Annotated in this window: 17 protein-coding genes; 16 read left to right on the top strand and 1 reads right to left on the bottom strand. The window is 60.5% G+C overall.

Annotated features, from left to right (window positions below; translation table 11 throughout):
• Positions 1-49: 49 nt before the first annotated feature.
• The 12 genes from Q0602_RS11665 to Q0602_RS11610 all read left to right on the top strand — a co-directional run bounded on the left by Q0602_RS11665 (position 50) and on the right by Q0602_RS11610 (position 8,044).
• Positions 50-814: a hypothetical protein gene (locus Q0602_RS11665; protein WP_298843274.1), complete on the top strand. Its 765-nt coding sequence runs from the start codon at positions 50-52 to the stop codon at positions 812-814.
• 76 nt (positions 815-890) lie between these two features.
• A complete protein-coding gene (locus tag Q0602_RS11660; protein WP_298843271.1) occupies positions 891-1,841 on the top strand; it encodes a hypothetical protein in 951 nt (316 codons plus the stop codon).
• Positions 1,842-1,874: 33 nt separating this feature from the next.
• A complete protein-coding gene (locus tag Q0602_RS11655; protein ID WP_298843269.1) occupies positions 1,875-2,300 on the top strand; it encodes a hypothetical protein in 426 nt (141 codons plus the stop codon).
• Positions 2,297-2,890 (top strand): zinc ribbon domain-containing protein, encoded by a 594-nt coding sequence (locus Q0602_RS11650; RefSeq protein WP_298843266.1) that lies wholly within the window; start codon positions 2,297-2,299, stop codon positions 2,888-2,890. The genes Q0602_RS11655 and Q0602_RS11650 overlap by 4 nt, the downstream gene beginning before the upstream one ends.
• An 11-nt stretch (positions 2,891-2,901) precedes the next feature.
• Positions 2,902-3,318: a nucleoside-diphosphate kinase gene (locus Q0602_RS11645; RefSeq protein ID WP_298843263.1), complete on the top strand. Its 417-nt coding sequence runs from the start codon at positions 2,902-2,904 to the stop codon at positions 3,316-3,318.
• A 48-nt stretch (positions 3,319-3,366) separates the two neighbouring features.
• Positions 3,367-4,857, top strand: coding sequence for a UvrD-helicase domain-containing protein (locus Q0602_RS11640; protein ID WP_298843260.1), 1,491 nt, complete (start codon positions 3,367-3,369; stop codon positions 4,855-4,857).
• Positions 4,854-5,054, top strand: coding sequence for a hypothetical protein (locus tag Q0602_RS11635; RefSeq protein ID WP_298843257.1), 201 nt, complete (start codon positions 4,854-4,856; stop codon positions 5,052-5,054). Before Q0602_RS11640 ends, Q0602_RS11635 begins: the two co-directional genes overlap by 4 nt.
• Complete coding sequence (locus Q0602_RS11630; protein WP_298843254.1) at positions 5,051-5,494, top strand: hypothetical protein; 444 nt, start codon at positions 5,051-5,053, stop codon at positions 5,492-5,494. The genes Q0602_RS11635 and Q0602_RS11630 overlap by 4 nt, the downstream gene beginning before the upstream one ends.
• Positions 5,495-5,513: 19 nt before the next feature.
• Entirely contained in the window at positions 5,514-6,080 is a 567-nt protein-coding gene (locus Q0602_RS11625; RefSeq protein WP_298843252.1) for a TerD family protein, read from the top strand.
• 53 nt (positions 6,081-6,133) lie between these two features.
• Complete coding sequence (locus Q0602_RS11620; RefSeq protein WP_298843249.1) at positions 6,134-6,286, top strand: hypothetical protein; 153 nt, start codon at positions 6,134-6,136, stop codon at positions 6,284-6,286.
• 14 nt (positions 6,287-6,300) lie between these two features.
• Positions 6,301-7,320 (top strand): phosphoadenosine phosphosulfate reductase family protein, encoded by a 1,020-nt coding sequence (locus Q0602_RS11615; protein WP_298843246.1) that lies wholly within the window; start codon positions 6,301-6,303, stop codon positions 7,318-7,320.
• A gap of 40 nt (positions 7,321-7,360) precedes the next feature.
• Positions 7,361-8,044, top strand: a complete 684-nt coding sequence (locus tag Q0602_RS11610; RefSeq protein ID WP_298843243.1) for a hypothetical protein — start codon at positions 7,361-7,363, stop codon at positions 8,042-8,044.
• Between the two features lie 2 nt (positions 8,045-8,046).
• Here Q0602_RS11610 and Q0602_RS11605 read toward each other — a convergent pair whose 3' ends face one another.
• A complete protein-coding gene (locus tag Q0602_RS11605; RefSeq protein ID WP_298843241.1) occupies positions 8,047-9,819 on the bottom strand; it encodes a hypothetical protein in 1,773 nt (590 codons plus the stop codon).
• 63 nt (positions 9,820-9,882) lie between these two features.
• Between Q0602_RS11605 and Q0602_RS11600 the strand changes: the two genes are divergently transcribed.
• From Q0602_RS11600 to Q0602_RS11585, 4 genes are all read left to right on the top strand, one after another.
• Entirely contained in the window at positions 9,883-10,563 is a 681-nt protein-coding gene (locus tag Q0602_RS11600; protein WP_298843239.1) for a hypothetical protein, read from the top strand.
• 104 nt (positions 10,564-10,667) lie between these two features.
• Complete coding sequence (locus tag Q0602_RS11595; RefSeq protein WP_298843237.1) at positions 10,668-12,041, top strand: hypothetical protein; 1,374 nt, start codon at positions 10,668-10,670, stop codon at positions 12,039-12,041.
• A 27-nt stretch (positions 12,042-12,068) separates the two neighbouring features.
• Positions 12,069-12,503 (top strand): hypothetical protein, encoded by a 435-nt coding sequence (locus tag Q0602_RS11590; RefSeq protein WP_298843234.1) that lies wholly within the window; start codon positions 12,069-12,071, stop codon positions 12,501-12,503.
• A gap of 96 nt (positions 12,504-12,599) precedes the next feature.
• Complete coding sequence (locus Q0602_RS11585) at positions 12,600-14,417, top strand: ParB/RepB/Spo0J family partition protein (RefSeq protein WP_298843231.1); 1,818 nt, start codon at positions 12,600-12,602, stop codon at positions 14,415-14,417.
• Positions 14,418-14,488: the final 71 nt, after the last annotated feature.

The following is a 14,488-nucleotide window of genomic DNA, read 5'->3' as shown; positions in this document are numbered from 1 at the left end:
GTGATACGCTAGATGAAAGGAAAAGGCGCGAAAGCGCCGGAGAACCGAAATGACGAGAATCATCGCGACCCTGCTGGGCGCTCTGACCGGATTCCTGATCGGACTTGTGCATTCGCCGAACGCGGCGTCAATCGCCGCACTTGTATTGGGTTTCATCGCATTCCGTGCGGCGAGGCCCACGGGAATGACCATGAGCCGCGCGGACCGTCGGACCATGAACCAAGCGATCGATATGGCGCTGGTCATGTTCTGGGCCGCCGGTCCCGCCTTGAAGCGCTTCCTTCGCTCGCAGGACAAGTATCTTCAGCACGAGGAATTCCTCTATGCCATGTGCATGCCCGAGGACATCAAGGACCAGATCGCGCCTCGCGACGAGATCCTGGAGCTCTGCAGGGAGACCATGCGCATCGGGACCGAGCCGCACGCCGCACTCAGGCGCCACAACAGGTCCTTCAAGCCCGGCATGTTCAGGAAGAAGAGCGCTAGCTATACCGTCATGAACGAGGTGGCTCGCGTCCTGCTGTCTGCAGGAGCGGACAGGCGTGGCATCATCTGGTATTTCGAAGTCGGCCGGAGGCTGTACGTGAAACCCGAAGAGGCCATGTTCTACCTCAAGAACGCCGTCGAGGAACAGAAGGTCGAGATGCGCATCCTGCCGGGGTTTCCCGCTGATGACAGCGCACTCGGACAGGCTCACGCCGGTATCGAGGTGCCCGCCAAGATCGTGCCCTACCTCGACTGGTACGACCAGCAGAGAGCCGAGATCATCGACATGATGTTCGGCGGCACCACCACTCCTAGCAGGGCGGCCTAAGGTCGCCCTGCTGCTTGCAAAATACTGCGTCTTCATCCTACAATGCGCTGAAACATTTTTCAGGAGCGCATAAGGCATGTCGGACAACCAGAACGAAGAGGGCCCCGCGGAGGGCGAGGCTCCCAAGAACGATACCTTCGGCAAGATGAACTCCGAGACGCGTGAACGCGTCGAGGGCCTCATGCACGACATGATCGAAGGCGGTCTCTGGGGCTACAAGAACAAGACCGATCCGACCGAGCGTGAAGTCGCGTTCCAGTCGGAAGCCACGGCCGAGAAGCTCTTCGCCTACCTCTATGCGGACGATCCCACCAACGCGAAGAAGAAATGGCAGGAATTCAGCGGCAAGCCCGCTGACAAGGGCCTGATCTCGCGTGCTGAGTCCCTCATTCTCGAGAAGGACCCCAACAAGGCGGTCGAAGGCCTGGCGGGCGAACAGCAGCGCGTCACTACGCAGGTCAAGAAATACCTCCATGAGAACGATGCGCGAGGTCGCGAGCGGGAACTCTCGAACATGCGCATTGCGATGGGTGACAGCGAGCACCGACAGCGTGAGCTGCGGCGCAAGGGCACCGACCAGATCCTCGCCGAAGAAAGAGACATGGACGGAGCCAAGCTGCTCGGCGTCTTCGTGAAGGGCGCGACGCGAGTGGCCGATGACTACAACGCATCATGGCGCGAGGGGGCCAAGACCAAGCACATGCGCAAGGTCATGAGCGAGATCGCCGGAAACGTCGACCTCAAGAACAAGAGTCAGATATTCCAAGAAGTCCGGGGAACCTCGAGGCCTGGATTCTCTGCAGCCCGCGATGCGATGCAGCCCGGTAAATCGTCGATGTTCAGCGCCGCAGGAATGAAGATGGGCGCAATGAACATGGCCAGCATCATCATGAAGATGAGCGGTGCAGGGCGACGGAGCGCCGAACAGAACGCACCGGCACAGGCGAAGCAGCTGCTTCTTCCCGCGCCCGGCAAGCATTTCGGCGGACCCGGTTTCCAGGGGCCGGAAATGGGCCTCCAGACCTAACACAGCAGAAATTCATCATGAGGAGGTGCCGGCATGCCGAGCCTTAATGTCGTGCGCCTCATGTCCTGGCGGCCGTTCAAGAGCAGATCCGCGAAGGGTCACCCCGAACAGGATGTCTGCATCGAGTTCGCGAATCGTCTCCGGGCGCTCGAACTCGATGGCAGGACAAGGTGCGTCTGGACGCACGTTCCGAACGAGATCGGCTGGAATCGCAACAAGGTAGCACAGACTATCTATGCGGCAGCGAAGGCCATGGGCATGATCGTCGGGACGGCCGACTATCTGTTCCTTGCTGCCGATGGATCACTGGCTCTGGAGGCCAAGTCGAAGACGGGTAGTCAGCATGACGGCCAGAAGGACTTCGAGGCCTGGTGCAAGGAAAAGAGCGTGCCCTACGCAGTATTTCGCTCTGCAGACGAGGGCATAGAACTACTCATGAAGCATGGGATGATCGTATGAACAGACCGCCTGAGATGACAAAACGACTGCCCGGTATGGATCCCAGCAAGATCTATCGGGAATATCCCGACGGCGTCCGCTCGTTCCAGATCACCGGGATGCGATGCCAGGAATGCCATCACCCCTTCACCGCCGAGATGGAGGTCGATGTGCCAGTCGAGCGTTGGGTATCCTCCATGAAATCCATCACCTGTCCCGAGTGCGGCTCGGGCAAGCTCTACATGGGCATGGGGCTCTCACTCAGCGAGGATCGGGCCCGGAGGCGCGCGGGAGGAACCGTGGAGGAGCGTCTCGGGGACTGGCTCCACAACGGAGAGCGAGGTCTCTCCTCGGAATACGTGGCTCACCATATGAGCGATGTCGAAACGCGTCCATCGCATCCTCACGACTACGACGACCTCCGGCGCGTAATTCTGCTCATCGACAGGATTCCCGAATGGGCACCCCGCATGACGGAGTTGTCAGGCGTTCCAGGGTGGGAGAAGATAGCCACGCACTGGGACGAGATCGTCACAGCCGTCATCGCCGCCGATCCCGAGGCCAAGAACCCTGTCGGGGCGACGGACGTCCTCACCGGCATCTATCGATAAGGAGACAAGACATGAAGAACACCTTCGGGATGATAAAGCCCTGTGCGGTCGCACGAGGCGTCACCGCCCAGATGATCGCCGACATCGAGGCCGCCGGCTTCTCCGTCGATCGCCGCCAGGAACTCACGCTGACGCGCGAGCAGGCGGAATGGCTGTATCGTGAGCATGCCGATCGCAGCCATTTCGCGGATCTCGTAGATTTCACGATCTCCGGTCCGGTCGTTCTGATGCAGTTGAGCGGTCCCACCGATACCGTTCCTGCGGACTTCCGGGCGCTCATGGGTCCCACCAACATCGCAGAAGCCGGTCCCGACACCCTCCGCGGGAAATACGCCGAGGATTTCCGCCGCAACTCGATCCACGGTTCCGACGGAGACGAGAGCGCCTCTGAAGAGCTGGAATACTTCGCGAGCAGCTTCGATTCCTGATCTTGCCGTTGGGAAAAAGCGTCAAACCATCCTAGAACGGGAGCAATCATGATAGACCTCGCACGCGAGATACCAGCCGCTCCCGGGCTAGTCCTTACGGACGAGATGAAGGCGATACTCGATCACGAGCCCGTCAGCCCCCTCGTCGTGGAAGCCGGTGCGGGAACGGGCAAGACGACCCTTCTGACGCAATATGCACGCAAATGGAGGAAACGCGGCCTCTACATCTCCTACAACGCCGCGATCGCCAAGGAAGCGCAGACCAGATTCCCCGATAACATCGACGCCATGACAGCGCATGGTTACGCCTACCGCGCCCAGAACGTAGCGCGCTACAAGTCCCGTCTCGTCGGCAGGATCCGGAAGAACCATGTCCGTGAAGCCGACTTCTCGCTCGAGAACCCCTTCATGTCCGAAGACAGGATGATGAAGTGCATCGTCGCGGGCATCCACAATTTCACGAACAGCGCCGGTAGCACACTGACCGAGCAGCACTGCGAACTCGAATTCGCGCCCAAGTCGACACGCGAGCGAGTGATGCCGATCATCGCCAAGGCCGTCCTGGCGTTCGTGAAATACGAGGAGGGCAGTCTCCCCTTCACGCATGACTGCTATCTCAAGAACCTCGAGATGACCGGCGGCATGGGGTCCGAATACGACTACATCCTCGTCGACGAGGCCCAGGACCTCAATCCCATCCTTCTCAGTCTCGTCCAGAAGTCGGGTCGCCCTGTCATCATGGTGGGCGACCGAAAACAGTCCATCTATGCCTTCAGAGGCTCAATCGACGCGATGTCGGAGGTGGATGCACCCCGCCTTCCGCTTTCGCAGAGCTGGCGTTTCGGGGCTCCCGTGGATGCCGTTGCCAACCATATTCTGAGCTACACCATGGATCCGCCGGACTGGAAGCTGAAAGGAAAACCCGGCCATGTCACGGAGATCGAGGAATACACGGGCAGCGCGCCACGTGAATCCCTGATTCTCGCGCGCACGAACTCGAGGATCTTCGAAGGCCTCGTGTCCATCAAGGTCCCCTTCCACGTGATCGGAGGCTTCGAGACGATAGCCACCCAGCTCCTCTCCGCCTTGGCCCTGTCGAAAGGCGATCGCAGGGAAATCAGGGATCCCATGATCCAGAGCTACTATCACTGGGATGACATGGTCGCCGATTCCGAGGACGACGATGATCCCGAGGTCAGGCGGCTGGTCAAGATCGTCAAGGAATACGGTGATGCCCTGATCGGTATAATCCAGAGACTGCGGCAGCTGCACAGCCCGCACCGTGGCGGCGCGGCCATCGTTCTCTCGACGGCTCACAAGGCCAAGGGGCTGGAGGCCGAGCACGTCATCCTGCTCGACGACTTTCCCACGCCCGCCGAGCTGGAAGCACGGCGTGTCGAGCACAAGATCACCCAGGTCGAATACGACCAAGAATTCCATCTGCTCTATGTCGCCGTCACCAGGGCGATGACTACGTTGAAGCTATCCGGCCCGCTCTTCTCTGCGTTCGAGCGGCCCATACTGGAGAAGGCTGCATGAATATCAGGAACATCATCATCGCGGTCGTGGTCGCGCTGCTTCTCATCGGAGGTGCGATCTGGGCGTTCAGCGGAGACGGAGAGAACGGCGACAGGCCTGCGAGCGCCTTCACTCCGCCCCCCGTATCCGATGACCCACCGATGAGCAGTGACAACATCGACCAGATCATGCGGGAAATGGAAGAGCGCGGACAATGAACGAAGGCGAGACAGACATTGGCCGGGAATTCCAACAGGGCGAGAGGCTCCCATTGCCGGCTGCCGAGGTGGTCCTGCTGATCGATTCGCCCGGAGACCACGAGATCCTCCTCATCGCGCGTGGACAGGATCGGAGCGATCTCGTTCATGCCGGCCCGCAGGAGCCATACAGCATCGACCGATACGAGAACGGCCAGAAGGTCACGATCAGGACGAACCTCATGGACTCCGGCGTGAGATACACTCTGGGAGCCTACACCTCGAATTCCGTGATGCCGAACATCCTCGCGACGATCGACGACCCCCGTGGTCATCTGCCCCTGCCCAGCAGGGGCGAGGGCGCCGTTGCCATCGCTGAATTCTACAACAAGGGCGACTGGCGCCTGAAGGTCGACGGCGGATGGTACCGCGAAGGCCTCAAGGCAATGCTCAGCGCCTGAATCCGACAGGAGGAATATCATGAAAGACAGCAAGCAGAAGAGCCTCCTCGATCTCGGTGGCAGGGACAAGATCATCGTCGGCGTAGGATGGGACCACAAAAGGTCGGACGGGCCATCCCATGATCTCGACACATCGGTGCTGCTCCTCTCGAGCGACGGACAGTGCCACGAGATGCAGGACCTGTGCTGCTACAAGAAGGGCCATCGGACAGTCCACGGCGGCGCGCTCATCCATTACGGGGATGAGACGATCGGTGACAAGTCCGGCGATGACGAGAAGATCGACATCAACCTCTCGCGCATCCCCTCTCATATCGAGAAGATGCTGGTCGTCGTCTCCATCCATCACGCATCCGCTCGCAACCAGAACTTCGGTCAGGTCAACGGAGCCTATGTCAGGATCATGTCCGACGACGGACAGGAGCTCGCATCCTACGATCTGTCGGAAGACGCCTCGAGCTTCACCGCGATCGAATTCTGCGAGATCGCAAGAGAGCCCTCCGGCTGGTCGTTCCGTGCGCTCGAGCGCGGCAGCGGATCGGGCCTGGCAGGTGTCATCAGCAAATACGGTTTCCGACCGACATGACACCTCGGACCATCAATTCGATAGGCCTCGTAATCGCCTCCATGAGCCTCGCCATGCCTCTCATCATCGGCATGATAGAGATCAGCTCGAGACTATACGCACACGGAATCGTAGCAGTCATTGCCTGCTTCGCAATCTGGATGCTCGCCTCGGCCTATCTCGTGATCCACTTCCTCGGAAGGACGCAGGAAGAGATTCAGGACTGAAGAAGGGAAAATAGATGCACCAGCCGGCCTTCGCTTTCATCGCAGACGGGGCCGGACAGGATCTATCCGACCTCGAAGCAGCCGAGATAGATCCGACGGAATACGACGATGTCATCGTCGCCTTCAGCGGGGGGAAGGACAGCATCGCATGCGTCCTCAGCCTGATCGAGATCGGCATCCGCCCGGAGCTATGGCATCACGATGTCGACGGCGGCGGTGACAACTTCTTCGACTGGCCCTGCACCAAGGCCTACTGCAACGCCTTCGCCGGACATCTCGGGTTGCCCATCTACCATAGCTGGCGAGAAGGCGGCATCGAGGCGGAGATGGTCAAGGATCAGGACCGGACCAAGCCTGTCATCTACGAGACCCCAGGCGGGACCGGAACGAGTGGCGGCCTCAGAGGCAAGATCGCCACGCGTCGTCGGTGGCCGGCCGTATCCGCCGATCTTCGAGTGCGGTGGTGCTCCGCGGTAGCGAAGATAGACGTCTTCTCCGCCGCGCTGGCAGGACAGGACAGATTCAAGGGGCGGAGGATCCTCGTCGTCACAGGAGAGCGCCGGCAGGAATCGACGGCACGATCACGCTACGCCAAGAGCGAGCCGCACCGCTGTCATGCGCCCGGCCCCATCGCCAGACGGCACGTAACCCACTGGCGTCCCATCATCGACTGGAGCGAAGAGGACGTCTGGGGAATTATCCAAAGGCACGGCATCGTCCCTCACCCCTGCTATCGCCTGGGATTCTCCCGGGCCAGCTGCATGATCTGCATTTTCTCGTCCGCCAAGCAGGCGGCCGCAGTGCGTGACATGGACCCGGCCCGTTTCGATAAGGTCGTCGGATACGAGAAGGACTTCGACCATACGATTCGGAGTGACCGCAGTTGGGAGGATCTCGTTCGCGAGGTGCCGGTCGCGAACTACGACCCCGCACTGGTCCGCCTGGCACTGGATCACGAATACAACGGCCCCATACACACGGACAACTGGGAACTGCCAGCCGGAGCATACGGCGAGGCTTGTGGACCCAACTAGGAGCGGAAAAAAAGAAATGACTACAGCAAGAATGCTCCAGATGACGCAACTCGACATCCAGTCGGAGGACTGGAACGACCCGAAGACACTCGACGCCATCCTCTTCGGCAAGCGTCTTCTGAGGAGTGATTCGGGTATGAAGCCCGACGAGCACATCATCGTCGCTGACATATCCGACGACGATGTTCGCGATCTCGAGGACATCAGTGCGGCGATCGCCCTGCAACGTGCGATCATGTGTGTCATGACCTCGGAGGCAAAACGACCCACGATGAGCACGATCTGCGATATCGTCGGCCGTGTCGAGACGCGGAGCGACCTCCACGATGTCCTCCTGGCTGCGGAGATCTTCCGTTGCAGGGAGAATCCCGTCATCGCCAGGCCACCCGAGACTGTCCACCGCTACAAGGAAGGCACCATGACAGGTCTCATGCGCCGGGCTCTCGACGCCATGGATCCAGAGACATACGGCATGGAGGCGCTCGCCGTCGCCTGCTCCCTGTGCAGCGGAGTAGACCTCCTCGAGCACATCGATCCCACGATCACCCTCGAGATCCGTCCGGCGAACGGCGAGGCTTTCCAACCCGGACGGTATCAGCTCGCGATCCGGAACAACCTCGCCTGGCTCGCGAAGAACAGCGATGCCGACGAGGAAAGGACAGGCCGTTATCTCAAGGCCTACGGGACCAGCATCGAGAAACTCGGAGAGATCCTCTCCCAATGACCCTAGCTGGCTGCGTAGCGCTCATGATAATCGGGTGACGCAGTGCCCTCATCATCCTCGTCGTAATCGTACTCACCGTCATCGGACGGCGAATCGGAGGACGGCTCGCCGATATCCTTCCCATCCGAATCCTCGGTCGGACGATCCGACGCGTCCACCTCGATGCTCTCGACCTCTACGGACGCGAGCTTCTCGAGCTTCTGCTCCATGTCGGGGGAGTAGTCCGGGACGGGATTGCGCGGGAAGTCGACCTCGTAACCCTGGCCGCCTTCGTCGACCACGGCCATGTCGAAGTCCTTCAGGATCCTGCTGACATCGTCCAGCGTGGAATTCCACGGAACATCGAAAATGCTCGGCTTCTGGAAAAAATTGCGAATCCTCTCCCTGTCGTAGAACGGCGCTCCCACGACCTTGAACGGCGCGCCCCGCACAGGCCATATCCATCCGTTCCTCTCGAGGGAGAAACCTTCTTCCAGGGTGAAGAACACCGATCGCTGAAGAGACAGATCGATGATCCAGTTCGTCAGCGATCTCCTCCTGTGCGACTCGATCGCCAGGAGATACGCATCCCTCGGGTAGTTGCGGCAGGTGACATCGTTCCACCTGTTCACGATCCTCATCCAGGCCGCTCGCTCCTTGTCGACCTGAAGGACGTATCCATTGTCAGTCTTCGCCAGAAGGCTCTCGAGCGAGGGACGCAACGTGTCCTCGCAATTGAAGCACATCGTCATGAAGCCGTCGAGCTGCTGAACGCCCGGGCTGAAGATCCCCTTCACCGGTTCGCGGAAGCGCCATCTGGGGTGAACCTTCACCTTCTCTATTCCCCCGCAGACCATACATGTGGAGGCGTGACGTTCCAGGATCTCCTCCTCGATCGTCCGCCAGGCCGATTCACCGAAGACCTTCCCGAAGTCGAAGCCCGAGGCGAGCGGATAGACGAGCGGCATCAGAGGCACCGATATGGATCGCGCCGCGAACGGAAGATAACGGTCGATCTCCGGCCAGTTCGCATGGGAGAGAGGGCGGTTCTCCTCGAGCTTGAAGTAGACCCTGCTCCTCCTCTCGAAGGCGCCCTGGGCCACGGCTTCGACGCCGTATCTCTCATGAGCCGAGAACGGCGACCGCACCGTACCGGCGCCACGTTCCGCTTTCAGGCTGGGTGCGATTCCCGCCCTGATAGCCGAGCGCGGGAAGAACTGAGGCTTCGAATAGATGTTCTCATCCAGCATGAGAACCATCTGTCCCTTCATGGGGGCATTCTTGCTGATGCCCGTGAGGACCGACAGAATGACTTCCGCGGTCAGGGCGTTCGCTTCTATGTCCGGCAGGTGGGGCATACCGAGGAACGGCCGGAGTTCCTGGATCACCATCGCCTCCTCCTCATGCCGCGAACGGGCCTCGTTGAACGCAGCCTTGCGCTCCGATCGGAACGTCGCGAAGTCATCGGAAGAGACAGTCTGCGAGATGATCTCCATCCTGCGGGCACGCGCCTCGTCGAGTGATCCGGAAAGGCGACGCTTGGCCTTGGCCGGCGCCTCCGCAAGCTCCTCCTCCAGCTCGACGATTCTCAGATTCACCCGCCCGAACTCTGCTACGCGGGCATTTAGGTATTCATTGATGATGTCCGCATCGGTCGGCGGAAGCGGCTCCGGCTTCATCATGAAGCCGGACACCAGCTGCCTTATGCGACCGCGCAACGCGTTGGAGGAAAGACGAACGGGATCCGCGGCCGGGCCCTCGACCTCCACTTCGGGTTTGTTTAGATCAATGTCCATCGCAGCATCTTATAGGATGAAGAGGGCAGTAGGGAAAATGGCATGACGTGTGAAAAATTGTGGTTGATCACCGAAGACGGTCGTCCCCTCGCACTGACCAGGGGCGCTGACGGCATATATCGTGAACCGGTCACCGTGAAGCAGGTCTTCGTCCAGCGCAGACACGCCATCGATCTCACGACGCAGACGCGCATCGAACCCGTGGCGCCGTATCACTTCAAGGGGCGCCCTCTGCTCATCCTGCTCCTCGGGATCGCCATCGGCATCGTTGCCGGCGGTCTGATGAACATCGAGCCGATAGTATCCGCCATCGTCGTCACCACCTTCGCGATAAGCACGCTTCTCTTCCAGAGCGGGGTCGCTTCGGAATACAAGATGCTCCGAGCCATCGGACCCGAAGGGCCTAGGTGCATCGTCGTTTCGGAGGAGGACGTGGCCGACCTGTCACGGGAGCACAACGGGCGCTTCGTTACCGGCGAGGGGCCCTCCCCCTATGCGCTTACGGAGGCCGAGAAGGACCAGGTCGAGATCCAGCGATACGCTTTCGTGACGACTCTCTCGGCGCTCACGCTCTTCGCTCTCTTCGCTCCCCTGCAGCGAGTAATCGACGGAGATTCCGACATACTTTCCACCATCTTCACCCCGATGGTCGCGCTAGTCGCTCTGGCGACCGCGTACACGGGCGCGGTGAAGACCGGGATGAGAATGATGAAGGTCCGGAAGGAGAGATCTGAGAATCGTTAATTGTGGAAAAGGTTCCACCATCCTGAAAATTCTTCTTGCCAAGGTTTCCAATCTGCAACTATGAGGATCCCCGACGATAAAAACCATGCGGGGGTTCGCACCAAATGACACAGCTCAAGGCACTCGACGGACTGGCAAGTGAAGCGCTCGCACTGAGGGCGAGCGATCTCCGGCCGGCCCGGCGACAGAGGGAGGAGGACCTCCTGGTCTATCGCATTTTCGAGGTCCTCAAGCCTACGGTGCGGAAGATGCTGCGCAACAAGGGCATGCTGGACATCATGGACGAAGGCGAGCAGCACGGCTTCATCGCCATCCACACCGCTCTCAACGACTGGGATCACAGCCTCTCGAGCTTCTCGACCCACGTTCACTGGAAACTACGCGCTGAGATGCGCAGCCTCGAGCTCCACCACTTCCCCGAACGTCGCAAGGTCTGCGAGAACATCGACGTCAGGATGATCCACCTGAACAAGCCCTGCCAGGACAATTCCGAGGGCGAAATGGACGAGATCGGCAATGTGATGAATCTCGATCCCGAGGGCTATCTGCAGATCGAGGACAACGTCGACTCTGCGATGTTCCGGCGGAACATCGACTCCGCTCTCTCACGAATCGCCATCCCGCGCATCAACACCTATGTCACGGGTGGCTTCTTGGATTCCGCTCCCGTCTTCCAGATCATGCGGGACATCCACATATTCATCCAACGGAATCTGGGCGAAGAGAGCGCCGACTCGGTCGCAAACACCCACGGAGTCACCCGGGAGCGCATCCGCCAGATCACGAACAAGATCGACATCGCCTTCAAGAAGAACATCAGGGACATGCTCCAGAGCCCGCGGAAGCGGACCGACGACGAGGAGATATCCTGGGAGCTGGCCATCTCGATCTACAACGACCAGGCCGGTCACGACATACGCCTCCTCGACGGCGTTCCCTTCATGGACGAGGACCGCGGTGCGACCACGACCGACCGCACGCCCATCCGTCTCCCCGAGGACATCGAATACGAAATCAGGAACAGGACGGAAAACGAAGACATGAAGGTCGGTCTCGCAGCCGCCGCAGCGGTCGCTCTGACGAGTTCGGGCGCCCAGGCCCAGCAGGAAGCACCCCGGTCTCGCGCCATTCCCCCGGTGCAGGTCTCTCCCACCGTCATCGAGGTGGTCGAAGAGCCCAAGCGGATTATCGAACAGAGGACCGAAGAGGTCGACGATCTCCAGCCCGAAGGACGACGGGAATGGGCCATCCGTCTCAGCGAGTACCCTACGCGCTACGCATTGCGGACCGCAGCCGATGGGCTCATCCGGCGCAATCCGGAGCTCGGACGATACAAGCCTTCCGTCATCCGCAGTCGAGACGGACAGAGCCTGGTTCTCGCATTCGGGGTTCTGGAGCTTCCGGAGGCAACACGTCTCTGCACGATGCTCGAGCGGCGCGGTGAGGAGTGCAACCGGATCCGTATCGGAGAGAGGTGATACTCTCAGGGAAAGGAAAAGGCCGTCATGATACTTGCATCGGTGACGGCGCTGCTCCTCGGCATCGCCCTCGGATACCTGATAGGGCTGAGACATCAGTCCAAGGATGAGGTCCTCCCCGACTCGCAGCGACAATGCGACGAGGACATCCTCCACACGGTCCGCTGGGAGCCGAAGAAGGCGCCCTACGACATGAATTTCATCAGAAACGCGAGAATGACCGACCCCAAGGAGGAGACGATCCACAACGTCCCCCTTGCACGCATCCTCTCGCCTGTCGGAGTCACCGGAGAAAGGATCCACCGACATGCCGAGCGCGCGATCATCGGAGCGGTCAAGGTCGATGGGCGCGGGAATGTCACTCTGGCCGTCCTGCCGGACACCGCCCGCTCCAAGAGACTGGCGCCCATCCTGCGCAAGGCCGGGATCAGGGTCATGATAGGGCCCGACGTCCCGCGCTGACAAGAACACCATCACGACATCAGAGGGCGGGGAGGCATGGCTTCCCCGCCCTCTCTCGTTTCCATAAACCAGCCAACCATCACCAAGGAGAAGAACATGAGCACGACCGAACGCAAATTCAGCGACCTCATCGAATGGGACGGCAATCCACGTCCGCCCGCCAGCTTCGAGAAGCGGTCGGAAATGCGTGCCAGCCTCGCGCACACCGGACAGATCATGCCCCTCATCGCCCGGGAGGTCGGTGACAAGACCGAGGTCGTCGCGGGTCGCAACCGGCTTCGCTCCATCGGAGAGCTCATCTCCGATGGGAAATGGGACAAGGACAAGCCGATCCTCGTCCACGTCCGTGTGATGGACGATGCCGAGGCGCTCGAAGTCGCCACCAGCGAGAACATCAACATCCCCATGCACCCCATGCACCAGTACGAGGCGTTCAGCCGCATGGTGGAGATGGGCAAGGACCCCGTCGAGATCGCCAATACCTACGGTGTCAGTGAGCGTATCGTCGAGCGGCGTCTCTCCTACGCCAAGCTGGATGAGCGAGCACGCGAACTGGTCAAGAACAACGATCGTGATCTCGACTGGGCAAGCGCCATGACCATCGCCTCGCCGAAGGAGCAGGATTCCATCATCGAGGAGATCATGGCCGATCCGCGTCGCTATCGCACCGCACACGAAATCCGTTCGCGTCTGCAGGATGATCTCGTGCCGCTGAGCTACGCACTGTTCGACAAGGGCGCTGCGGCGGCCGACGCCGTGCGTCGAGACCTCTTCGACGAGAACGACGAATCCTACATGCATCGCAAGGACTTCATGCCTCTTCAGGACAAGGCTCTCGCGGACGCCGTGGAGAAGGCCAAGGTCGAGGGCTGGTCGGACGTTCAGGTCATGTCCGACAAGGAGTTCGACATCTACAAATACGTCGACGGCGTGACCGACAAGGAAAAGGCGGTAGTGATCTTCGTCCGTCATGCGAGCGGGGAGATCGTCACCTATGAAGGCATGGCCCTGCGTTACGAAGAGCGCATCAACGAGATCGCTGCGGATGATGCGGAAGCCGCCGAGGGCATCTTCGGAGACTCACCGGACATCGACGATGACCTTCAGGCCCGGGTCATCGAGGAGTCGGACGAGGACCTCTATGTCGAGGGAAGCAAGACCACCAAGCATCTCGACAAGGAACGCGCTGCCATCGTCCAGAAGATGCTCCTCGAGGATCCCAAGGCGGCACTCGCGGTCACCATCGCCGGCCTCGTCGGAAGCTCGGCCGCACGTCCGTTGGAAGGCAAGACGTTCGGTGACCTCACGGATCTCGACAACGACAGCATCGCGCGTCGTGCCATCGAGGACAAGGCCAAGCTCTCCTACGACATCATGAGCAACGCCGGCATCGATCCTCTCGGAAGCTATCCGGATCTCCTCTCCGGTCTCTATTCGCTCTCCGAGGGTGATCTCATGATCATCTACCAGAGCGAACTGGCACGACGGATCACCACCGACATCAAGCGCGGCGCGGATCTCTACGAGACGCTTCTCGAGGTCACCGGGACCACCGTCGCGGATCACTGGACCATGGACAGGACCTTCCTCTCCACGCTCTCGGTCAAGTCCATTCGCGGCCTGGCAGGGGATGTCCTGCCGCCCCGCCTCGCCGGCAAGCTCGGCAAGGGCAAGAGCGATGCCATCGAGACCATGGCGGAAATCGCCGTCGACGCACGCGAGGAGGGAGGACGCCTCGGCGGTGATGAACGTCGGGCCTTCACCTCTTGGGCTCCCAAGGGGCTCGGCGGTGAGCAGTACGAGACCATCGCCGGCGCCCTGAGCGAGAGCGGCGACTTCCTCTGCGAAGGGGACGGAGACGAGGATGGCGCCGCCATCTTCTCCGATGACGACGAGGTCTCCAAGGCCGCCTGACAACGGCCGGACCACAACGGTAGTGGACCCGCATCGCCGTGCGGGTCCACTGCTGGAAGGTTTCGACCAGT

This window comes from uncultured Salinicola sp. (assembly GCF_937921195.1).
In the GTDB taxonomy this organism is placed as follows: Bacteria; Pseudomonadota; Gammaproteobacteria; order Pseudomonadales; family Halomonadaceae; genus Salinicola.
Note: the sequence above shows the minus strand (reverse complement) of the source record. Positions and strands in the feature narration are given on the sequence as shown.

Bases quoted from the DNA above. Each gene is read 5' to 3' on its own strand.
- Q0602_RS11625 (WP_298843252.1), top strand. From the start codon at position 5,514: ATGAAAGACAGCAAGCAGAAGAGCCTCCTCGATCTCGGTGGCAGGGAC.
- Q0602_RS11630 (WP_298843254.1), top strand. From the start codon at position 5,051: ATGAACGAAGGCGAGACAGACATTGGCCGGGAATTCCAACAGGGCGAG.
- Q0602_RS11665 (WP_298843274.1), top strand. From the start codon at position 50: ATGACGAGAATCATCGCGACCCTGCTGGGCGCTCTGACCGGATTCCTG.
- Q0602_RS11640 (WP_298843260.1), top strand. From the start codon at position 3,367: ATGATAGACCTCGCACGCGAGATACCAGCCGCTCCCGGGCTAGTCCTT.
- Q0602_RS11590 (WP_298843234.1), top strand. From the start codon at position 12,069: ATGATACTTGCATCGGTGACGGCGCTGCTCCTCGGCATCGCCCTCGGA.
- Q0602_RS11615 (WP_298843246.1), top strand. From the start codon at position 6,301: ATGCACCAGCCGGCCTTCGCTTTCATCGCAGACGGGGCCGGACAGGAT.
- Q0602_RS11605 (WP_298843241.1), bottom strand. From the start codon at position 9,819: ATGGACATTGATCTAAACAAACCCGAAGTGGAGGTCGAGGGCCCGGCC.
- Q0602_RS11650 (WP_298843266.1), top strand. From the start codon at position 2,297: ATGAACAGACCGCCTGAGATGACAAAACGACTGCCCGGTATGGATCCC.
- Q0602_RS11635 (WP_298843257.1), top strand. From the start codon at position 4,854: ATGAATATCAGGAACATCATCATCGCGGTCGTGGTCGCGCTGCTTCTC.
- Q0602_RS11660 (WP_298843271.1), top strand. From the start codon at position 891: ATGTCGGACAACCAGAACGAAGAGGGCCCCGCGGAGGGCGAGGCTCCC.
- Q0602_RS11645 (WP_298843263.1), top strand. From the start codon at position 2,902: ATGAAGAACACCTTCGGGATGATAAAGCCCTGTGCGGTCGCACGAGGC.
- Q0602_RS11620 (WP_298843249.1), top strand. From the start codon at position 6,134: ATGCCTCTCATCATCGGCATGATAGAGATCAGCTCGAGACTATACGCA.
- Q0602_RS11585 (WP_298843231.1), top strand. From the start codon at position 12,600: ATGAGCACGACCGAACGCAAATTCAGCGACCTCATCGAATGGGACGGC.
- Q0602_RS11610 (WP_298843243.1), top strand. From the start codon at position 7,361: ATGACGCAACTCGACATCCAGTCGGAGGACTGGAACGACCCGAAGACA.
- Q0602_RS11595 (WP_298843237.1), top strand. From the start codon at position 10,668: ATGACACAGCTCAAGGCACTCGACGGACTGGCAAGTGAAGCGCTCGCA.
- Q0602_RS11655 (WP_298843269.1), top strand. From the start codon at position 1,875: ATGCCGAGCCTTAATGTCGTGCGCCTCATGTCCTGGCGGCCGTTCAAG.